Origin of the sequence: Escherichia sp. 10290, from assembly GCF_030295155.1 — a bacterium.
Taxonomy (GTDB): domain Bacteria; phylum Pseudomonadota; class Gammaproteobacteria; order Enterobacterales; family Enterobacteriaceae; genus Escherichia; species Escherichia coli_F.
Genome location: NZ_AP025741.1, coordinates 3317949 through 3339933, shown reverse-complemented (window position 1 = coordinate 3339933; position 21985 = coordinate 3317949). Strand labels below are relative to the sequence as shown.

The following is a 21985-nucleotide window of genomic DNA, read 5'->3' as shown; positions in this document are numbered from 1 at the left end:
ACTGGATAAGGGTATTAGGCATGCAGAAAGAACAACTTTCCGCTTTAATGGATGGCGAAACGCTGGATAGTGAGCTGCTTAACGAACTGGCTCATAACCCAGAAATGCAGAAAACCTGGGAAAGCTATCACTTAATCCGTGACTCAATGCGGGGTGATACTCCCGAGGTGCTCCATTTCGATATCTCTTCACGCGTAATGGCCGCCATTGAAGAAGAGCCAGTACGTCAACCGGCGACACTGATCCCAGAGGCCCAGCCTGCGCCGCATCAATGGCAGAAAATGCCATTCTGGCAGAAAGTACGTCCATGGGCTGCACAGCTTACCCAAATGGGCGTAGCAGCATGCGTATCGCTTGCAGTTATCGTTGGCGTCCAGCACTATAATGGGCAATCTGAAACGTCCCAGCAGCCCGAAACGCCAGTATTTAATACACTGCCGATGATGGGTAAAGCCAGCCCGGTTAGCCTGGGAGTACCTTCTGAAGCGACTGCAAATAATGGTCAACAGCAGCAGGTACAGGAGCAGCGTCGTCGCATTAATGCTATGTTGCAGGATTACGAACTGCAACGTCGACTCCACTCTGAACAGCTTCAGTTTGAGCAGGCCCAAACCCAGCAAGCCGCTGTACAGGTGCCAGGAATTCAAACTTTAGGAACGCAATCGCAGTAATGAAGCAACTTTGGTTTGCCATGTCATTAGTGACAGGTAGCCTGTTATTCTCTGCTAACGCCTCGGCCACTCCCGCGTCCGGGGCGTTATTACAGCAGATGAACCTGGCCAGTCAGTCACTGAATTACGAGCTGTCATTCATCAGCATCAATAAACAGGGTGTTGAGTCTCTGCGTTATCGACATGCACGCCTCGATAACCGTCCTCTTGCACAATTGTTGCAAATGGATGGCCCGCGCCGGGAAGTGGTACAGCGCGGCAATGAAATCAGCTACTTTGAACCGGGCCTTGAACCGTTCACGCTTAATGGCGATTACATTGTTGATTCTCTGCCATCGCTCATCTATACCGATTTCAAACGCCTTTCTCCTTACTACGACTTTATCTCCGTGGGACGCACGCGTATTGCTGATCGTCTTTGCGAAGTCATTCGCGTGGTGGCCCGTGATGGCACACGCTACAGCTACATCGTGTGGATGGACACCGAATCGAAATTACCGATGCGGGTTGATCTCCTTGATCGCGATGGTGAAACGCTGGAACAATTTCGCGTGATTGCTTTTAACGTTAATCAGGATATCAGCAGCAGTATGCAGACGCTGGCGAAAGCAAATCTGCCGCCGCTGCTTTCTGTTCCTGTAGGTGAAAAAGCTAAATTCAGCTGGACGCCAACCTGGTTGCCACAGGGGTTTAGTGAGGTTTCCAGCAGCCGACGTCCGTTACCGACGATGGACAACATGCCTATCGAATCACGTCTCTATTCCGACGGATTATTCAGCTTCTCGGTAAACGTTAACCGCGCTACGCCATCGAGCACCGATCAGATGTTGCGCACCGGACGCAGAACCGTCAGTACAAGCGTACGTGATAACGCCGAAATCACCATTGTCGGCGAACTGCCGCCGCAAACGGCGAAACGCATTGCCGAGAATATTAAGTTCGGGGCAGCGCAATGATCAAAGAGTGGGCTACGGTCGTCTCCTGGCAAAACGGGCAGGCGCTGGTCAGTTGTGATGTTAAAGCCTCATGCAGCAGCTGTGCTTCTCGTGTCGGTTGCGGTAGCCGCGTGCTGAATAAACTTGGCCCACAAACCACGCATACCATTGTCGTACCCTGTGATGAACCGTTAGTGCCGGGGCAAAAAGTGGAATTAGGAATCGCCGAGGGCAGCCTGCTTAGCTCCGCATTACTGGTTTATATGTCGCCGTTGGTGGGATTATTCCTCATCGCTTCGTTATTTCAGCTACTCTTTGCTTCAGATATTGCAGCATTATGCGGTGCGATTCTCGGCGGCGTTGGTGGATTCCTGATTGCACGCGGCTACTCGCGAAAGTTTGCTGCCCGGGCGGAATGGCAACCGATCATCTTAAGCGTGGCATTGCCGCCAGGCCTTGTGCGATTTGAAACATCTTCGGAAGACGCGAGCCAGTGATTTCACTGGCTTTGTTGCATTTTGCATAACAAATGCGAGGACGTTTCCAGATACCACAATCCATACCGTATGAACATTTCCTCGCCTCAATGTTGTAGTGTAGAATGCGGCGTTTCTATTAATACAGACGTTAAGCTCAGAACAGCGACTTCTAAAAGCCTGGTTAACCGGGCATTAAGGCACAATAATCATACTTTATGAAGAATATACGTAACTTTTCGATCATAGCTCACATTGACCACGGTAAATCGACGCTGTCTGACCGTATTATCCAGATCTGCGGTGGCCTGTCTGACCGTGAAATGGAGGCGCAGGTTCTCGATTCCATGGATCTTGAGCGTGAGCGTGGCATTACCATCAAAGCGCAAAGCGTGACGCTGGATTACAAAGCGTCTGACGGCGAAACCTATCAGCTTAACTTTATCGACACCCCGGGCCACGTAGACTTCTCCTATGAAGTTTCCCGTTCGCTGGCTGCCTGTGAGGGTGCATTGCTGGTGGTCGACGCCGGGCAGGGCGTAGAAGCGCAAACCCTGGCAAACTGCTACACCGCGATGGAAATGGATCTCGAAGTAGTGCCGGTACTGAACAAGATTGACCTGCCGGCAGCTGATCCTGAACGCGTAGCAGAAGAAATTGAAGATATCGTTGGTATCGACGCCACCGACGCAGTGCGCTGCTCAGCGAAAACCGGCGTTGGTGTGCAGGACGTTCTCGAACGTCTGGTGCGAGATATTCCGCCGCCGGAAGGCGATCCGGAAGGCCCGTTACAGGCGCTAATTATCGACTCCTGGTTCGACAACTACCTGGGCGTTGTTTCACTTATCCGTATTAAAAACGGCACCCTGCGTAAGGGCGACAAAGTGAAAGTCATGAGTACCGGGCAGACCTATAACGCCGACCGTCTGGGTATTTTCACGCCGAAGCAGGTTGACCGCACTGAACTGAAATGCGGTGAAGTTGGCTGGTTGGTATGTGCGATCAAAGACATCCACGGTGCACCGGTAGGCGATACCTTAACACTGGCGCGTAATCCGGCAGAAAAGGCGCTGCCTGGCTTTAAGAAAGTCAAACCGCAGGTTTACGCAGGCTTGTTCCCGGTAAGCTCTGACGACTATGAAGCCTTCCGTGACGCGCTGGGCAAACTCAGCCTGAATGATGCCTCACTGTTCTATGAGCCGGAAAGCTCCAGCGCGTTGGGCTTTGGTTTCCGCTGCGGCTTCCTCGGCCTGCTGCACATGGAGATCATTCAGGAACGTCTGGAACGTGAATACGATCTGGATCTGATCACCACTGCGCCGACCGTAGTGTATGAAGTTGAAACTACGTCAAGAGAAGTTATTTACGTCGACAGCCCATCGAAGCTGCCAGCGGTAAATAACATCTACGAACTGCGCGAGCCGATTGCAGAGTGTCACATGCTATTGCCGCAGGCATATCTCGGTAACGTTATTACGCTGTGCGTAGAAAAACGTGGCGTACAAACTAACATGGTTTACCACGGTAACCAGGTAGCGTTGACCTACGAGATCCCGATGGCGGAAGTGGTGCTCGACTTCTTCGATCGCCTGAAATCTACCTCGCGTGGTTATGCGTCTCTGGATTACAACTTCAAACGCTTCCAGGCGTCCGACATGGTACGTGTAGACGTATTAATCAACGGTGAACGTGTTGATGCGCTGGCGCTGATCACCCACCGTGATAATTCGCAAAACCGTGGTCGCGAGCTGGTGGAAAAGATGAAAGATCTGATCCCACGCCAGCAGTTTGATATCGCCATTCAGGCAGCGATTGGTACGCACATCATTGCGCGCTCCACCGTGAAACAGCTGCGTAAAAACGTACTGGCTAAATGTTATGGTGGCGATATCAGCCGTAAGAAAAAGCTGCTGCAGAAGCAGAAAGAAGGTAAGAAACGCATGAAGCAGATCGGTAACGTCGAGCTGCCGCAGGAAGCGTTCCTCGCCATTCTGCACGTCGGCAAAGACAACAAATAACCCTTAGGAGTTGGCATGGCGAATATGTTTGCCCTCATTCTGGTGATTGCCACACTGGTGACGGGCATTTTATGGTGCGTGGATAAATTCTTTTTCGCACCTAAGCGACGGGAACGTCAGGCAGCGGCTCAAGCGGCTGCTGGTGACTCACTGGATAAAGCAACGCTGAAAAAAGTTGCGCCGAAGCCAGGTTGGCTGGAAACCGGGGCTTCTGTTTTTCCGGTGCTGGCTATTGTATTGATTGTGCGTTCGTTTATTTATGAACCGTTCCAAATCCCGTCAGGTTCGATGATGCCGACTCTGTTAATCGGTGACTTTATTCTGGTAGAAAAGTTTGCTTACGGCATTAAAGATCCTATCTACCAGAAAACGCTGATCGAAACCGGTCATCCGAAACGTGGCGATATCGTGGTCTTTAAATACCCGGAAGATCCAAAGCTTGATTACATCAAGCGTGCGGTGGGTTTACCGGGCGATAAAGTCACTTACGATCCGGTTTCAAAAGAGCTGACGATTCAGCCGGGATGCAGTTCCGGTCAGGCGTGTGAAAACGCGCTGCCGGTCACCTACTCAAACGTGGAACCGAGCGATTTCGTTCAGACCTTCTCGCGCCGTAATGGTGGGGAAGCAACCAGCGGATTCTTTGAAGTGCCGAAAAACGAAACCAAAGAAAATGGAATTCGTCTTTCCGAGCGTAAAGAGACTCTGGGTGATGTGACGCACCGTATTCTGACAGTGCCGATTGCGCAGGATCAGGTGGGGATGTATTACCAGCAGCCAGGGCAACAACTGGCAACCTGGATTGTTCCACCGGGCCAATACTTCATGATGGGTGACAACCGTGACAACAGCGCGGACAGCCGTTACTGGGGCTTTGTGCCGGAAGCGAATCTGGTAGGTCGGGCAACGGCTATCTGGATGAGTTTCGATAAGCAAGAAGGCGAATGGCCGACTGGTGTGCGCTTAAGTCGTATTGGCGGCATCCATTAATAGCTTATCTTCGTTCACGTTGTCGCCGTTATGGCGACAACGTGAATTATTTATGAGATAAATCTCCCGTGGCTAACGACATCCCCCGTCGTTGTGTATAGAATATTCCCCCGAAGTTTAAGGTTGGCACCTCCAGGTTGCCACGGCACACGAAACAGCGTTGGTCCCCATATACCGGTAAACTGAAACTGCAGCGAAGCAGTTAGCAGAGCCATGTATATCAGGTCTGTTTCGTGTGCTGAATTGTTGACGCATTTATTTATTGGTATCGCATGAACCCCATCGTAATTAATCGGCTTCAAAGGAAGCTGGGCTACACTTTTAATCATCAGGAACTGTTGCAGCAGGCATTAACCCATCGTAGTGCCAGCAGCAAACATAACGAGCGTTTAGAATTTTTAGGCGACTCTATTCTGAGCTACGTTATCGCCAATGCGCTTTATCACCGTTTCCCTCGCGTGGATGAAGGCGATATGAGCCGGATGCGCGCCACGCTGGTCCGTGGCAATACGCTGGCTGAACTGGCGCGCGAATTTGAGTTAGGTGAGTGCTTACGTTTAGGGCCAGGTGAACTTAAAAGCGGTGGATTTCGTCGTGAGTCAATTCTCGCCGACACCGTCGAAGCATTAATTGGTGGCGTATTCCTCGACAGTGACATTCAAACCGTCGAGAAATTAATCCTTAACTGGTATCAAACCCGTCTGGACGAAATTAGCCCAGGCGATAAACAAAAAGATCCGAAAACGCGCTTGCAAGAATATTTGCAGGGTCGCCATCTGCCGCTACCGACTTATCTGGTAGTCCAGGTACGTGGTGAGGCGCACGATCAGGAATTTACTATCCACTGCCAGGTCAGCGGCCTGAGTGAACCGGTGGTTGGCACAGGTTCAAGCCGTCGTAAGGCTGAGCAGGCTGCCGCCGAACAGGCGTTGAAAAAACTGGAGCTGGAATGAGCAACGATAAAAGTTACTGCGGATTTATTGCTATCGTCGGACGTCCGAACGTTGGCAAATCCACATTGTTGAATAAATTGTTGGGGCAGAAAATCTCCATCACCTCCCGCAAGGCGCAGACAACTCGTCACCGCATTGTGGGGATCCATACTGAAGGCGCGTATCAGGCGATCTACGTCGATACCCCAGGCCTGCATATGGAAGAAAAACGCGCCATTAACCGCCTGATGAACAAAGCGGCGAGCAGTTCCATTGGCGACGTTGAGCTGGTGATTTTTGTCGTTGAAGGCACCCGCTGGACGCCGGACGATGAAATGGTGCTTAACAAACTGCGCGATGGCAAAGCGCCGGTAATCCTCGCGGTGAACAAAGTGGACAACGTGCAGGAAAAAGCCGATCTGCTGCCACACTTACAGTTCCTGGCAAGCCAGATGAACTTCCTCGATATCGTACCGATCTCTGCCGAAACTGGGCTGAATGTCGACACTATCGCGGCAATCGTGCGTAAGCATCTGCCTGAAGCGACCCATCACTTCCCGGAAGATTACATCACCGATCGCTCGCAGCGTTTTATGGCGTCTGAAATCATCCGCGAAAAACTGATGCGTTTCCTCGGTGCTGAACTGCCATATTCCGTGACCGTGGAGATCGAACGTTTTGTCTCTAACGAACGCGGTGGTTATGACATCAACGGTTTGATTCTCGTTGAGCGTGAGGGGCAGAAGAAGATGGTGATTGGCAACAAAGGGGCCAAGATTAAAACCATCGGAATTGAAGCGCGTAAAGACATGCAGGAAATGTTCGAAGCGCCTGTCCACCTTGAACTGTGGGTAAAAGTGAAATCTGGCTGGGCCGACGACGAACGCGCACTGCGCAGTCTCGGTTACGTTGACGATCTTTAAGAGTTACTCCGATGGAAGGCTGGCAGCGCGCATTTGTCCTGCATAGTCGCCCGTGGAGCGAAACCAGCCTGATGCTGGACGTCTTCACGGAGGAATCGGGTCGCGTGCGTCTGGTTGCCAAAGGCGCACGCTCTAAACGCTCTACTCTGAAAGGTGCATTACAGCCTTTCACCCCTCTCTTGCTACGTTTTGGCGGGCGTGGCGAAGTCAAAACGCTGCGCAGTGCTGAAGCTGTCTCGCTGGCGCTGCCATTAAGCGGTATCACCCTTTACAGTGGTTTGTACATTAACGAACTTCTCTCCCGCGTGCTGGAATACGAGACGCGCTTCTCTGAACTCTTTTTCGATTACTTGCACTGCATTCAGTCTCTTGCAGGTGCCACTGGTACGCCAGAACCCGCGCTGCGCCGCTTTGAACTGGCACTGCTCGGGCATCTGGGCTATGGCGTCAATTTTACCCATTGTGCGGGTAGCGGCGAGCCGGTAGATGACACCATGACGTATCGTTATCGCGAAGAAAAAGGGTTTATCGCAAGTGTCGTTATCGATAATAAAACGTTCACCGGAAGGCAGTTAAAAGCGTTAAACGCGCGGGAATTTCCTGACGCAGACACACTGCGCGCCGCGAAACGCTTTACCCGCATGGCGCTAAAGCCGTATCTTGGCGGTAAACCATTAAAGAGCAGGGAACTGTTCCGGCAGTTTATGCCTAAGCGAACGGTGAAAACACATTATGAATGATGAGGATTGTCATGGCTGAATTACTGTTAGGCGTCAACATTGACCATATTGCAACGCTGCGTAACGCACGTGGTACTGCTTACCCGGATCCGGTGCAGGCGGCGTTTATTGCTGAGCAGGCGGGGGCGGATGGCATTACCGTGCATCTACGTGAAGATCGTCGCCACATTACCGACCGCGACGTGCGCATCCTGCGTCAGACGCTGGATACCCGCATGAATCTGGAGATGGCGGTGACCGAAGAGATGCTGGCGATCGCCGTTGAAATAAAGCCGCATTTTTGCTGCCTGGTACCTGAAAAGCGCCAGGAAGTCACAACCGAAGGTGGCCTGGACGTCGCAGGGCAGCGTGACAAAATGCGCGATGCCTGTAAACGTCTGGCGGATGCCGGGATTCAGGTTTCTCTGTTTATCGACGCCGATGAAGAGCAGATCAAAGCCGCGGCAGAGGTTGGCGCACCGTTTATTGAGATCCACACCGGTTGCTATGCCGATGCCAAAACTGATGCCGAACAGGCGCAAGAGCTGGCGCGCATTACGAAAGCCGCGACCTTTGCGGCAAGCCTCGGTCTGAAAGTTAACGCTGGTCACGGTCTGACCTATCACAACGTGAAAGCCATTGCCGCCATCCCTGAGATGCATGAACTGAATATCGGTCATGCCATTATTGGTCGTGCAGTGATGACCGGACTGAAAGATGCGGTGGCAGAAATGAAGCGTTTGATGCTGGAAGCGCGTGGCTAATGGCAATATTAGGTTTAGGTACGGATATTGTGGAGATCGCTCGCATTGAATCGGTGATCGCCCGATCCGGTGAGCGCCTGGCTCGCCGCGTATTAAGCGATAACGAATGGGAAATCTGGAAAACGCACCACCAGCCAGTGCGTTTTCTGGCGAAACGCTTTGCCGTAAAAGAAGCCGCAGCAAAAGCGTTTGGCACCGGGATCCGCAATGGTCTGGCGTTTAATCAGTTTGAAGTATTTAACGATGAGCTTGGTAAGCCACGGCTGCGACTGTGGGGTGAGGCATTAAAACTGGCGGAAAAGCTCGGCGTTGTAAATATGCATGTAACGCTGGCAGATGAACGCCACTATGCTTGCGCCACGGTAATTATCGAAAGTTAAAATAATACCGTTCTCTTTAAAAAGTAAAACCCCCGAACTGGTAAGGAACGGGGGTTTTACTTTACAACTTTAATTTTGTGCAGCACGCACCCTCAATGAGAGCGATTATGGATCAGTGTGGTTATCTTTTACAAGCAACTTGCAATCTTTAGTATAAAAACTCGAGCCTTGACGAAGAAATCGATATTGATGGAAAGATTAACGTGACCACCAATTCGTAAGTACATTAAAATTGGCTTCGTTATTGGAGATTTTGCTGTGCTTTAAACCATATCACTGAATTCCCCCATTGAAACGAGTGGTGTCGTCAAAGCTCTGGTGTGGAGTGCAGCATGCACCCTCAATAACTCGCACGTTCAGATTTGGGGAGATGTAAGGGCTAATCTTAACGGCTGCATTCCTTGTTTAAGGAAAAACGAATGACTGATTGCCGATACCTGATTAAACGGGTCATTAAAGTCGTCATTGCTGTTTTACAGCTGATCCTTCTGTTCTTGTAACACCAGGAAACGTACTTAAGGCGCGTCAGGTTAACCAGCCAGGCGCGCCTTTAATAATTAGACGTAAGTGTCGGCGTATATATTATCGGAATTCATTTAATGAATATATTCATTAATGATATTATGGAAATTAATATATAACTTTCGCTTTTATACGAGCAAATAAGTAATATCCTGTTCATAGAGCAAAATATTAAATCTTATCCGCGTGGTGCATCAGCACAAATTTATCCCACAACTGTTCTTCTGTCTCGACATGCGCCGGATCTTTCACAATAGTATTAGGGATCGGGCACACCTTCTGGCAGGTGGGCGTCTCGTAGTGGCCTACGCATTCGGTACACTTATCGCTGTTAATCTCGTAGATATGTTCACCCATCGAAATCGCCTCATTCGGGCATTCGGGTTCACACATATCACAATTGATGCATTTTTTAGTGATTAACAGCGCCATAAGGAAACTCTCAAAACAACACAAACCGGGCGGGCATTATACGCGCATTCTTTACTCAAACCAGTTTTTTCACCAGCGCTTCACTATGACGAATACGTTCTGGTGCCAGTTCCAGATCCTGCTGAATCAGCGCAATGAACAGTAAATCCGTTAACATTCCCTGAGCGTGACAAGCAGAGATTGAAGCACTGTTTGTCGCTTGTTCTTCGGCAATGGTATACAGGCAGTGAGAAGCGCGTTGTTGCAGGGCATTGGGAGTAAAGCCGGTAATCGCCAGTACTTTTCCGCCCACTCGCAGCATCTCATCTGCCGCCAGGTTTAACTCGCGTCGTACACCAGTGTAGGAAATGGCTAATAACAGATCGTCAGGGGACGACGCCTGGACTGTGGCGAGTAGCGCATGCATATCGCGCACTGCGGCGGCATTGAAGCCAATCTTCATCAGCTTCCAGGCAAAGTTTTGCGCCACCAGACCCGAAGCGCCAATACCGGTCAGAATTATCCGCCGTGCAGAGCGCAACATTGTTACGCATTCATGCAGTTTCTCTTCACTATTAACATTTAGCGTTGCGTACATAGCGGCAGTATTTTCTTTAATCAGTTTTTCGCCGACCAGCCGTAACGGATCATCACCGCGGATTTGGTTATGAATGGGCACGGAGGGAGATTCCGGCTGGCTTGCCAGCGCTTCACTCAACGCCAACTTAAGTGCCGGAAAACCTTTATAGCCGAGTTTTTGCGCGAACTTCACGACGCTGGACTGACTGACTCCGGCTTCGTTGGCCAGTTGCTGAGAGCTTAAATGGCGCGCCGTATCAGGTTGTAGTAGCAAATAGTCCGCCAGTTTTTTATCACTCTGGGCAAGCCCCTGGTAACGCTGACGGATACGAAGTAAGCCGTTCATATCTTTCCTCGCGATGAAACTATGGCGACAACAGGCAATATGAAACACACGCGAGTGAATTTTATATTCCATTGCTGTTAATTGCCATGAATTAAAAATTCCAGATAGCCATGATGCAGTCGATTGTTGCCGGAAAAGTGATGATCTATCTGTTAGGCTATGTAGTAGCGAAGATTAATCAGGATGTTTCAGTCCAGAGGAGTATGGTTTGGCAACTCACGAGCGTCGTGTGGTGTTTTTTGACTTAGATGGAACATTGCATCAGCAGGATATGTTCGGCAGTTTTTTGCGTTATTTACTGCGTCGCCAACCGCTGAATGCATTACTTGTCCTGCCGTTGTTGCCGGTCATTGCCATCGCGTTATTGATAAAAGGTCGTGCAGCACGCTGGCCGATGAGTCTGCTTCTTTGGGGATGCACTTTTGGTCACAATGAAGCGCGTTTGCAGGCGTTGCAGGCCGATTTCGTACGCTGGTTTCGTGACAATGTTACCGCCTTTCCGCTGGTTCAGGAGCGATTAACCACCTACCTGTTAAGTTCCGATGCTGATATCTGGTTGATTACCGGCTCTCCGCAGCCGCTGGTTGAAGCGGTTTATTATGATACGCCCTGGCTGCCGCGGGTTAATCTTATTGCCAGTCAGATTCAGCGTGGCTATGGTGGTTGGGTATTGACGATGCGTTGCCTCGGGCATGAGAAGGTCGCGCAACTGGAGCGTAAAATCGGCACGCCACTGCGGTTGTACAGTGGCTATAGCGACAGTAATCAGGACAACCCGCTGCTTTATTTCTGCCAGCATCGTTGGCGGGTAACCCCGCGCGGTGAACTCCAGCAACTGGAATAGAGTAAAGCATAGCGTCCGTGTATAATGCGCCGCGCTTTTATAACCGGAGTTTTCTTTTTGTCTGAAGTCGAATTTAGCCACGAATACTGGATGCGTCATGCAATGACGCTGGCGAAGCGTGCCTGGGATGAGCGGGAAGTACCGGTCGGCGCGGTATTAGTGCATAACAATCGGGTAATCGGCGAAGGCTGGAACCGTCCGATTGGTCGACATGATCCCACCGCACATGCAGAAATCATGGCTCTGCGGCAGGGCGGTCTGGTGATGCAAAATTATCGTCTGATCGACGCCACGTTGTATGTCACGCTTGAGCCATGTGTGATGTGTGCCGGAGCGATGATCCACAGTCGCATTGGTCGCGTGGTCTTTGGTGCGCGTGACGCGAAAACGGGCGCTGCGGGATCTTTAATGGATGTGCTGCACCATCCGGGTATGAATCACCGAGTGGAAATTACAGAAGGAATACTGGCGGATGAGTGCGCGGCGTTGCTCAGTGACTTCTTTCGCATGCGCCGACAGGAAATTAAAGCGCAGAAAAAAGCGCAATCCTCGACGGATTAATTTTGTTTCTCTTCACTCCCTTTCCTGGAAAACAGCAGAGAGGGAGAGTGGGTCAAATAGTTTGATGACGACTGGGAAAGAAACGAGAGAAAAGGAAATTTCTCTTTGCCCAGCTCCGTTGGCGATACTGCCGGATAATCCTGCGCCAGTTGTATCGCCGCTTCTGTAGCCTGCTTCTCTTTCTCTTGCAGATACCCCACCAGGCTAATCTGATACTTACGAATATTTTCGACATAAGCGTAGGCTTCATGCCCACGTGCGTAGCCGTAAGTCAGCTTGCTGTAATAGGGTTTCTGGCTAAGTAAAGGCAGGCGCTGTTTCACGTCAGCCCAACTGTCAGGATTACCTTTAGTTTTTGCCGTCAGGGCGCGGGCATCCAGCATATGCGCATAGCCCATATTGTACGCGGCGAGGGCAAACCAGATCCGTTCGTTCTCCGGCACACTTTCCGGCACTTTACTCATCATATCCTGCAAATAACGCACACCGCCGCTGATGCTCTGTTCGGCATCGGTACGATCCGTAATGCCGAGGCTTTGTGCGGTATTTTTGGTTAACATCATCATGCCACGCACACCCGTCGGGGAAGTGGCCTGTGCATCCCAGTGCGATTCCTGATAAGCAATAGCGGCCAGCAAACGCCAGTCAATTTCTTCGGCGTACTTCTCAAACAGCGGTTTCAACTGCGGCAGTACGGTATCGACGGCGCGTAAAAACGTGCGCGTATCGACGTAATCAAAATCATCGCCATGCCCCAGGTATTTCTCTTCAATGCGTGCCAGCGTACCGTCTTCATTCATTTCGTTGAAGAAGTCGAGCAGAGCGGCAGAAAGGGTATTATCGCCATCTAATCGGCTAAACCAGGTCACCGGCTGTTCGTCGGTGATATCAAGCGCTACAGCGAGTTCCGGGTGAACGCGCTGAAACAGGCTGATGGCGACAGAATCAGCAATGGTGTAATCGAGTTTTCCTTCGATGACATCTTCCATTAATTCTGCTGAGCCTTTTTTGTCGTCTACCTTCCAGCTTAATTCCGGGAATTTTGTTTCTTTCAGGGTCTGGAGATCGTTAACCACCACATGGCCTGGTGCGATGGTAAGTTGCTCCGCTGTCAGATTGCCCAGCGTACGCGGGCGATACTGACCCACTTTATAAACCAGTTGTTGTGACACGGAATAGTAGGTAGGGCCAGGCTGATAGTTTTTTACCCGCTCACTGTTATAAACCAGTCCTGCAGCCAGCAGATCGGCGTTGCCGTTATCGAGGTCGTCAAACAGCTGGCTGATATTCTGCCGCACGGTCACTTTCAGTTTTACGCCGAGGTACTCGGCAAACTGTTTCGCCAGTTCGTAATCCAGGCCAAAAGGTTTCCCGTTGATTTCGTTATAAGTCAGTGGGGTATGAATAGTACTCACACGCAACTCTCCCCGCGCTTGAATGGCGGCGATACGGTTGTCGGCTTTACCAAACCATGGAATGGATGGCCAGAGTGCGACCGCGAGCAGCAGTGCCAGAATGCCGATGAACAGATAATTAATCTTTAATTTTTTCAATTAGTTAATTCTCTGTGTCGTGCGCATCCCAGCTTGAAAAAACGTAATAATAGTGAAAGGTTTACTCATAAATGAGCGGCATTTTGCGTAAACCAGCGCCAGTTGGCAACTTATTACAGCCATTGGCGGCACGCGTTGCTAATTCACAATGGTGATTTTATTTCCACGCAAACGGTTTCGTCAGCGCATCAGATTCTTTATAATGACGCCCGTTTCCCCCCCTTGGGTACACCGAAAGCTTAGAAGACGAGAGACTTATGATGGAAATTCTGCGTGGTTCGCCTGCATTGTCGGCATTCCGAATCAACAAACTGCTGGCACGTTTTCAGGCTGCCAGGCTCCCGGTTCACAATATTTACGCCGAGTATGTCCATTTTGCTGACCTCAATGCGCCGTTAAACGATGATGAGCACGCACAACTTGAACGCCTGCTGAAATATGGCCCGGCACTCGCCAGCCACGCCCCGCAAGGTAAACTCCTGCTGGTGACCCCGCGTCCTGGTACCATCTCTCCCTGGTCTTCGAAAGCGACCGATATCGCCCATAACTGCGGGCTGCAACAGGTAAACCGCCTTGAGCGCGGCGTTGCTTACTATATAGAAGCCGGTACGCTGACCCATGAACAATGGCAGCAGGTGACCGCTGAACTGCACGACCGCATGATGGAAACGGTCTTTTCTGCTTTAGATGATGCAGAGCAGCTGTTTGCACACCATCAACCGACTCCGGTCACCAGCGTTGATTTGCTGGGGCAGGGACGTCAGGCGCTAATCGACGCTAACCTGCGTCTTGGCCTGGCACTGGCGGAAGATGAAATTGACTATCTGCAGGATGCATTCACAAAGCTGGGTCGTAACCCGAACGACATCGAGCTGTATATGTTCGCCCAGGCGAACTCTGAGCACTGCCGCCATAAAATTTTTAACGCCGACTGGATTATCGACGGTGAACAACAGCCGAAATCGCTGTTCAAGATGATCAAAAACACCTTCGAAACCACGCCGGATCACGTTCTCTCGGCTTATAAAGATAACGCCGCCGTAATGGAAGGTTCTGAAGTGGGCCGCTACTTTGCTGACCACGAAACGGGCCGCTACGATTTCCATCAGGAACCGGCGCATATCCTGATGAAAGTAGAAACCCACAACCACCCAACGGCGATTTCTCCGTGGCCGGGTGCGGCAACCGGTTCCGGTGGCGAAATTCGTGATGAAGGTGCCACCGGCCGCGGCGCGAAGCCGAAAGCTGGTCTGGTCGGTTTCTCCGTATCCAACCTGCGTATTCCTGGCTTTGAACAACCGTGGGAAGAAGATTTCGGTAAGCCTGAGCGCATTGTCACCGCGCTGGACATCATGACAGAAGGTCCGCTGGGCGGCGCGGCATTTAACAACGAATTTGGTCGTCCGGCACTGAACGGCTACTTCCGTACCTATGAAGAAAAAGTGAACAGCCACAACGGCGAAGAGCTGCGCGGGTATCACAAACCGATCATGCTGGCGGGTGGGATCGGCAACATTCGCGCCGATCACGTACAAAAAGGCGAGATCAACGTCGGTGCGAAACTGGTCGTTCTCGGCGGCCCGGCAATGAACATCGGTCTTGGCGGCGGCGCGGCCTCTTCCATGGCCTCCGGCCAGTCTGACGCGGATCTCGATTTCGCGTCCGTTCAGCGCGATAACCCGGAAATGGAACGTCGCTGTCAGGAAGTGATCGACCGCTGCTGGCAGCTTGGCGACGCGAACCCGATTCTGTTTATCCACGACGTCGGCGCAGGCGGTCTTTCTAACGCCATGCCGGAGCTGGTGAGCGACGGCGGACGCGGCGGTAAATTTGAACTGCGCGATATCCTGAGCGACGAACCGGGCATGAGCCCGCTGGAAATCTGGTGTAACGAATCCCAGGAACGCTACGTGCTGGCCGTTGCTGCCGATCAGTTACCGCTGTTTGACGAACTGTGTAAGCGTGAGCGCGCACCGTACGCGGTGATTGGTGAGGCCACCGAAGAATTACATCTTTCTCTGCACGATCGTCATTTTGATAATCAACCCATCGATCTGCCGCTCGACGTACTACTTGGCAAAACGCCGAAGATGACCCGCGATGTGCAAACGCTGAAAGCGAAAGGCGACGCGTTGTCCCGTGAAGGGATCACCATCGCTGACGCGGTGAAGCGTGTGTTACATCTGCCGACTGTGGCGGAGAAAACCTTTCTGGTGACCATCGGCGATCGCAGCGTAACCGGCATGGTGGCGCGCGATCAGATGGTGGGTCCGTGGCAGGTGCCGGTCGCTAACTGCGCAGTCACTACCGCCAGCCTCGACAGTTACTACGGTGAAGCGATGGCAATAGGCGAACGTGCGCCAGTTGCACTGCTGGATTTCGCCGCTTCTGCCCGCCTGGCGGTCGGTGAAGCGTTAACTAACATCGCCGCTACGCAGATTGGCGATATCAAACGCATTAAACTTTCCGCTAACTGGATGGCGGCAGCAGGTCATCCAGGTGAAGACGCGGGCCTGTATGAAGCCGTTAAAGCGGTGGGCGAAGAGCTTTGTCCGGCGCTGGGCCTGACGATTCCGGTGGGTAAAGACTCTATGTCGATGAAAACCCGCTGGCAGGAAGGTAGCGAAGAGCGCGAAATGACCTCGCCGCTTTCGCTGGTGATTTCTGCATTTGCCCGCGTGGAAGATGTGCGTCACACCATCACGCCGCAGCTTTCTACCGAAGATAACGCACTGCTGCTGATTGATCTGGGCAAAGGCAATAACGCGCTGGGCGCAACGGCGCTGGCGCAGGTTTATCGTCAGCTTGGCGACAAACCGGCAGATGTACGCGATGTCGCGCAACTGAAAGGCTTCTATGATGCGATTCAGGCGCTGGTTGCACAGCGTAAGCTGCTCGCGTATCACGACCGCTCTGATGGCGGGCTGGTGGTAACGCTGGCGGAAATGGCCTTTGCTGGTCATTGCGGCATTGACGCGGATATCGCCACTCTGGGTGACGATCGCCTGGCGGCGTTGTTTAACGAAGAACTGGGGGCGGTGATTCAGGTGCGCGCTGCTGACCGTGAAGCGGTCGAAGCGGTACTGGCACAGCATGGCCTTGCTGATTGCGTCCATTATGTTGGGCAGGCGGTTTCCGGTGACCGTTTTGTAATTACCGCCAACGGGCAGACTGTATTCAGCGAAAGCCGCACCACGTTGCGTGTCTGGTGGGCAGAAACTACCTGGCAGATGCAGCGCCTGCGTGACAACCCGGAGTGTGCCGATCAGGAACATCAGGCGAAATCTAACGACGCCGATCCGGGCCTGAATGTGAAACTGTCGTTTGATATCAACGAAGATGTGGCAGCACCGTATATTGCCACTGGTGCGCGTCCGAAAGTTGCCGTGCTGCGTGAGCAGGGGGTGAACTCGCATGTTGAAATGGCGGCAGCTTTCCACCGTGCAGGCTTCGATGCACTCGATGTGCATATGAGCGACCTGCTGGCTGGACGCACGGGCCTGGAGGATTTCCACGCTCTGGTAGCGTGCGGCGGTTTCTCCTACGGTGATGTGCTGGGTGCTGGTGAAGGCTGGGCGAAGTCTATCCTGTTCAATGACCGTGTACGCGATGAGTTTGCAACCTTCTTCCACCGTCCGCAAACGCTGGCGCTGGGGGTATGTAACGGTTGCCAGATGATGTCTAACCTACGCGAACTGATCCCAGGTAGCGAGTTGTGGCCACGTTTCGTGCGTAACACCTCCGATCGCTTTGAAGCGCGTTTCAGCCTGGTAGAAGTGACCCAAAGCCCGTCTCTGCTGTTGCAAGGGATGGTGGGTTCGCAGATGCCGATTGCTGTCTCTCACGGCGAAGGACGCGTGGAAGTGCGCGATGCGGCGCATCTGGCGGCACTGGAAAGCAAAGGGCTGGTGGCACTGCGCTATGTCGATAACTTCGGCAAAGTCACTGAAACCTACCCGGCTAACCCGAACGGTTCTCCGAATGGTATTACGGCGGTCACGACTGAAAGTGGTCGAGTCACCATTATGATGCCGCACCCGGAACGTGTTTTCCGTACTGTCAGTAACTCCTGGCATCCGGAAAACTGGGGCGAGGATGGCCCATGGATGCGTATTTTCCGCAATGCGCGTAAGCAGTTGGGGTAAGTCGTCAAACTATTGGTTTTGCTGCCCGGATGTGGCATTCACGCCGCATCCGGCATTAAACGCCGACCACTATCATAAGCTCCCAGCTCCGGGAGCTTTTTTTGTGTCTGTAAATCACGACAATGGGTGGTTTACTGTGTCGCTTTTTGGCGACATTTAATTGATTGATTTTATTTGGGTCTAATAAATTTATCTTAAGGTGTCTCTTTTTAGCGACACAATGGCTGATTGACACCCAAATAGCGAAGAAGTCATAAATCCATCAAAACAACGTATAATCAGTACGTTACCAAACTATTTTATTTATTGGCACAGTTACTGCATAATAGTCATCAGTGGCTCATTCACCGACTTATGTCAGCCCCTTCGGGACGTGCTACATAAAATTCGAATGACGCACAACAAGGTGCCTGCCGTCCAACTTCTGATATCAGCTTAGCTATATCAACCCTCGGGCGAAACGTCGAGTTAGGCACCGCCTTATTCCATAACAAAGCCGGGTCATTCCCGGCTTTGTTGTATCTGAACTTCCCCTCGGTTAGCATCAGGCTATTCGCGTCTGACGAGAGTAACACCTTGAAACGCTGGCCCGTTTTTCCCCGCTCATTACGACAACTGGTAATGCTGGCATTTTTGCTGATTCTGCTACCCCTGTTGGTGCTGGCATGGCAAGCCTGGCAAAGCCTGAATGCGCTTAGCGATCAGGCGGCGCTGGTTAACCGCACTACGCTTATTGATGCCCGGCGCAGTGAAGCGATGACCAACGCGGCGCTGGAGATGGAGCGTAGCTACCGTCAGTATTGCGTGCTGGATGACCCAACCCTGGCGAAGGTTTATCAAAGCCAGCGCAAGCGTTATAGCGAAATGCTCGATGCCCACGCAGGCGTACTGCCGGACGATAAACTATACCAGGCATTGCGTCAGGACTTGAACAATCTGGCTCAACTTCAGTGTAACAACAGCGGTCCCGATGCTGCCGCCGCCGCGCGTCTGGAAGCTTTTGCCAGCGCCAATACCGAAATGGTACAGGCCACGCGCACAGTGGTGTTCTCTCGCGGACAGCAGCTTCAGCGTGAAATCGCCGAACGTGGGCAATATTTTGGTTGGCAATCGCTGGTGTTATTTCTGGTAAGTCTGGTGATGGTGCTGCTCTTCACGCGGATGATTATCGGCCCGGTGAAAAATATTGAACGGATGATCAACCGTCTGGGGGAAGGGCGTTCTCTGGGCAATAGCGTTTCGTTCAGTGGACCGAGTGAGTTACGCTCGGTTGGGCAACGTATTCTTTGGTTAAGTGAGCGCCTGTCATGGCTGGAATCCCAGCGCCATCAATTCTTAAGACATTTATCTCATGAATTAAAAACCCCGCTGGCGAGTATGCGAGAGGGCACTGAATTACTGGCTGACCAGGTTGTCGGGCCGCTTACGCCCGAGCAAAAAGAGGTGGTGAGCATCCTTGATAGCAGCAGCCGCAATTTGCAAAAACTGATCGAACAACTGCTTGATTACAACCGTAAACAGGCGGACGGTGCAGTGGAACTGGAGAGTGTAGAGTTAGCACCGCTGGTGGAAATGGTGGTTTCTGCTCATAGCCTGCCCGCACGGGCTAAAATGATGCATACCGACGTCGATCTCAAAGCAACTGCTTGCCTGGCGGAGCCAATGCTGCTGATGAGCGTACTGGATAATCTTTACTCCAATGCGGTGCACTACGGGGCTGAATCCGGTAACATTTGCCTTCGCAGCAGTTTACATGGCGCGCGGGTTTATATTGATGTCATCAATACGGGCACACCCATTCCGCAAGAGGAACGCGCCATGATCTTCGAACCCTTTTTTCAGGGAAGCCACCAGCGAAAAGGGGCGGTGAAGGGCAGCGGTCTGGGATTAAGCATTGCCAGGGATTGTATTCGCCGTATGCAGGGGGAACTGCATCTGGTCGACGAGAGCGGGCAAGAGGTTTGCTTCCGCATTGAATTACCGTCGTCGAAAAACACGAAATAATGTTAAGAGCCTATCCCATCAGGCTATTTTATTTGCCAGTTTGGCCCCGTGCAGTGCTCGAAATCCTTACGTACTACGTGTACGCTCCGGTTTCTCCGCGCTGTCCATGTCCAAACTGCCTGCAACAATTACGCCCACTGGGATAGGTTTTAAGTCTGGTGAATATGCGACACATTTTTCAACGATTATTGCCCCGACGGCTATGGCTGGCAGGGCTGCCATGTCTGGCATTGCTGGGTTGCGTGCAGAGTCACAATAAGCCAGCTATTGATGCGCCAGCAGAAGAAAAAATTCCGGTTTATCAACTGGCTGACTATCTTTCTACTGAATGTAGCGACATCTGGGCGCTGCAAGGTAAATCAACCGAAACCAATCCGCTTTACTGGCTGCGGGCGATGGATTGTGCTGAACGTTTAATGCCTGCGCAGTCGCGTCAGCAAGCCCGCCAATATGACGACGGCAGCTGGCAAAATACCTTCAAACAAGGGATTTTGCTCGCCGACGCCAAAATTACGCCTTATGAGCGCCGCCAGCTGGTCGCGCGCATTGATGCGTTAAGTACCGAGATCCCGGCACAGGTTCGCCCACTGTATCAACTCTGGCGCGACGGTCAGGCGCTGCAACTGCAACTGGCGGAAGAGCGCCAACGCTACAGCAAACTCCAGCAGTCCAGCGACAGCGAACTGGATACTTTGCGCCAGCAACATCACGTTCTACAGCAGCAACTGGAGCTCACCACCCGCAAGCTGGAAAATCTGACCGATATTGAACGTCAGCTCTCGACCCGCAAACCGGCTGGCAATTTCTCGCCGGATACGCCGCACGAGAGTGAAAATCCCGCGCCATCTACCCATGAGGTCACTCCTGATGAGCCATAAGCCTGCGCATTTATTACTGGTCGATGACGATCCTGGATTGCTGAAACTGCTTGGCTTGCGTCTGACCAGCGAAGGCTACAGCGTGGTCACGGCAGAAAGTGGAGCTGAAGGATTGCGGGTACTGAATCGCGAAAAAGTAGATTTAGTCATCAGCGACCTGCGGATGGATGAAATGGACGGTATGCAGTTGTTTGCCGAAATCCAGAAAGTGCAGCCGGGAATGCCGGTAATTATTCTTACCGCCCATGGTTCCATTCCCGATGCGGTTGCCGCGACACAGCAGGGCGTGTTCAGTTTCCTCACCAAGCCTGTCGATAAAGACGCGCTGTATCAGGCAATTGACGATGCTCTGGAGCAATCAGCTCCCACTACCGACGAACGCTGGCGCGAGGCGATTGTCACTCGTAGTCCGTTAATGTTGCGCTTGTTGGAACAGGCGAGGCTGGTGGCGCAGTCAGATGTTAGCGTTTTGATTAACGGTCAGAGCGGTACCGGGAAAGAGATTTTTGCCCAGGCGATCCACAACGCCAGCCCGCGCAACAGCAAGCCGTTTATTGCTATTAACTGTGGCGCATTGCCCGAGCAATTACTGGAGTCCGAGCTGTTTGGTCATGCGCGTGGCGCGTTTACTGGCGCTGTCAGCAATCGCGAAGGTTTATTCCAGGCGGCGGAAGGCGGTACGCTGTTTCTCGATGAGATTGGCGACATGCCCGCACCGTTGCAGGTCAAACTGCTACGCGTGTTGCAGGAGCGCAAAGTGCGCCCGCTGGGGAGCAACCGCGATATTGATATCGACGTGCGGATTATTTCCGCCACTCACCGTGACCTGCCAAAGGCGATGTCGCGCGGGGAATTCCGTGAAGATCTCTACTATCGCCTCAACGTTGTCAGTCTGAAAATCCCGGCATTGGCGGAGCGCACAGAAGACATTCCGCTACTGGCAAACCACTTATTGCGCCAGGCGGCAGAGCGACATAAACCGTTTGTCCGCGCATTCTCCACCGATGCAATGAAACGACTGATGACCGCGAGCTGGCCGGGTAATGTGCGCCAGTTGGTCAACGTGATTGAACAGTGCGTGGCGCTAACATCATCTCCGGTGATTAGTGATGCGTTAGTCGAGCAGGCGCTGGAGGGCGAAAATACGGCTCTGCCAACCTTTGTTGAGGCGCGTAATCAGTTTGAACTCAACTACTTGCGTAAGCTGCTGCAAATCACCAAAGGTAATGTCACCCACGCGGCGAGAATGGCGGGGCGCAACCGGACAGAATTTTATAAACTGCTTTCCCGACACGAGCTGGATGCAAACGATTTCAAGGAATGAATCGGCGTAA

The 21985-nt window shown here is 52.1% G+C and carries 20 protein-coding genes; 17 read left to right on the top strand and 3 right to left on the bottom strand.

What is annotated here, in order from left to right; all coding sequences use genetic code 11:
* The first annotated feature begins 20 nt into the window (after positions 1-20).
* The 11 genes from rseA (at position 21) to shoB (ending at position 9308) form a co-directional block, all read left to right on the top strand.
* Positions 21-671, top strand: coding sequence for an anti-sigma-E factor RseA (rseA, locus tag QUE74_RS16840; protein WP_001168459.1), 651 nt, complete (start codon positions 21-23; stop codon positions 669-671).
* Positions 671-1627: a sigma-E factor regulatory protein RseB gene (gene rseB / locus QUE74_RS16835; protein WP_000812053.1), complete on the top strand. Its 957-nt coding sequence runs from the start codon at positions 671-673 to the stop codon at positions 1625-1627. The genes rseA and rseB overlap by 1 nt, the downstream gene beginning before the upstream one ends.
* A complete protein-coding gene (gene rseC / locus QUE74_RS16830; RefSeq protein WP_000589075.1) occupies positions 1624-2103 on the top strand; it encodes a SoxR-reducing system protein RseC in 480 nt (159 codons plus the stop codon). Before rseB ends, rseC begins: the two co-directional genes overlap by 4 nt.
* Before the next feature lie 197 nt (positions 2104-2300).
* Positions 2301-4100, top strand: a complete 1800-nt coding sequence (gene lepA, locus QUE74_RS16825) for a translation elongation factor 4 (protein ID WP_000790168.1) — start codon at positions 2301-2303, stop codon at positions 4098-4100.
* Positions 4101-4115: 15 nt separating this feature from the next.
* Entirely contained in the window at positions 4116-5090 is a 975-nt protein-coding gene (gene lepB / locus QUE74_RS16820; RefSeq protein ID WP_000002542.1) for a signal peptidase I, read from the top strand.
* A 272-nt stretch (positions 5091-5362) separates the two neighbouring features.
* A complete protein-coding gene (gene rnc, locus QUE74_RS16815) occupies positions 5363-6043 on the top strand; it encodes a ribonuclease III (protein WP_001068343.1) in 681 nt (226 codons plus the stop codon).
* Positions 6040-6945, top strand: a complete 906-nt coding sequence (gene era, locus QUE74_RS16810; RefSeq protein WP_000063883.1) for a GTPase Era — start codon at positions 6040-6042, stop codon at positions 6943-6945. The genes rnc and era overlap by 4 nt, the downstream gene beginning before the upstream one ends.
* Before the next feature lie 11 nt (positions 6946-6956).
* Positions 6957-7685, top strand: coding sequence for a DNA repair protein RecO (gene recO, locus QUE74_RS16805; protein WP_000399393.1), 729 nt, complete (start codon positions 6957-6959; stop codon positions 7683-7685).
* 11 nt (positions 7686-7696) lie between these two features.
* Entirely contained in the window at positions 7697-8428 is a 732-nt protein-coding gene (pdxJ, locus tag QUE74_RS16800) for a pyridoxine 5'-phosphate synthase (RefSeq protein WP_001354824.1), read from the top strand.
* Positions 8428-8808 carry a holo-ACP synthase gene (gene acpS / locus QUE74_RS16795; protein WP_000986048.1) on the top strand — a complete coding sequence of 127 codons (381 nt, stop codon included), beginning with the start codon at positions 8428-8430 and terminating at the stop codon, positions 8806-8808. The genes pdxJ and acpS overlap by 1 nt, the downstream gene beginning before the upstream one ends.
* A gap of 419 nt (positions 8809-9227) precedes the next feature.
* The gene (gene shoB / locus QUE74_RS16790) at positions 9228-9308 is read left to right on the top strand and encodes a type I toxin-antitoxin system toxin ShoB (protein ID WP_000128779.1); all 81 of its coding nucleotides are present in this window, start codon (positions 9228-9230) and stop codon (positions 9306-9308) included.
* A 193-nt stretch (positions 9309-9501) separates the two neighbouring features.
* On the opposite strand, the gene yfhL is transcribed toward shoB, so the two are convergent.
* Together yfhL and QUE74_RS16780 are read right to left on the bottom strand one after the other, a co-directional pair.
* A complete protein-coding gene (gene yfhL / locus QUE74_RS16785) occupies positions 9502-9762 on the bottom strand; it encodes a 4Fe-4S dicluster ferredoxin YfhL (RefSeq protein ID WP_001196294.1) in 261 nt (86 codons plus the stop codon).
* A gap of 55 nt (positions 9763-9817) precedes the next feature.
* Positions 9818-10666, bottom strand: a complete 849-nt coding sequence (locus QUE74_RS16780) for a MurR/RpiR family transcriptional regulator (protein ID WP_001013779.1) — start codon at positions 10664-10666, stop codon at positions 9818-9820.
* A gap of 208 nt (positions 10667-10874) precedes the next feature.
* Here QUE74_RS16780 and yfhb point away from each other — a divergent pair, with 208 nt between their 5' ends.
* Positions 10875-11510 carry a phosphatidylglycerophosphatase C gene (yfhb, locus tag QUE74_RS16775; RefSeq protein ID WP_000190660.1) on the top strand — a complete coding sequence of 212 codons (636 nt, stop codon included), beginning with the start codon at positions 10875-10877 and terminating at the stop codon, positions 11508-11510.
* A 57-nt stretch (positions 11511-11567) separates the two neighbouring features.
* Positions 11568-12071: a tRNA adenosine(34) deaminase TadA gene (gene tadA, locus QUE74_RS16770; protein ID WP_001301544.1), complete on the top strand. Its 504-nt coding sequence runs from the start codon at positions 11568-11570 to the stop codon at positions 12069-12071.
* On the opposite strand, the gene mltF is transcribed toward tadA, so the two are convergent.
* Positions 12068-13624: a membrane-bound lytic murein transglycosylase MltF gene (gene mltF, locus QUE74_RS16765; RefSeq protein WP_000734229.1), complete on the bottom strand. Its 1557-nt coding sequence runs from the start codon at positions 13622-13624 to the stop codon at positions 12068-12070. The two genes, tadA and mltF, sit on opposite strands and share 4 nt — an antisense overlap.
* A 257-nt stretch (positions 13625-13881) precedes the next feature.
* On the opposite strand from mltF, the gene purL reads away from it, so the two are divergent.
* The 4 genes from purL (at position 13882) to glrR (ending at position 21975) form a co-directional block, all read left to right on the top strand.
* Positions 13882-17769: a phosphoribosylformylglycinamidine synthase gene (gene purL / locus QUE74_RS16760; protein WP_000970073.1), complete on the top strand. Its 3888-nt coding sequence runs from the start codon at positions 13882-13884 to the stop codon at positions 17767-17769.
* A 576-nt stretch (positions 17770-18345) separates the two neighbouring features.
* Positions 18346-19773, top strand: coding sequence for a two component system sensor histidine kinase QseE/GlrK (qseE, locus tag QUE74_RS16755; protein WP_001360889.1), 1428 nt, complete (start codon positions 18346-18348; stop codon positions 19771-19773).
* A gap of 164 nt (positions 19774-19937) precedes the next feature.
* Positions 19938-20651 carry a two-component system QseEF-associated lipoprotein QseG gene (gene qseG / locus QUE74_RS16750; protein ID WP_001215871.1) on the top strand — a complete coding sequence of 238 codons (714 nt, stop codon included), beginning with the start codon at positions 19938-19940 and terminating at the stop codon, positions 20649-20651.
* The gene (gene glrR / locus QUE74_RS16745) at positions 20641-21975 is read left to right on the top strand and encodes a two-component system response regulator GlrR (RefSeq protein WP_001354821.1); all 1335 of its coding nucleotides are present in this window, start codon (positions 20641-20643) and stop codon (positions 21973-21975) included. The genes qseG and glrR overlap by 11 nt, the downstream gene beginning before the upstream one ends.
* Positions 21976-21985: the final 10 nt, after the last annotated feature.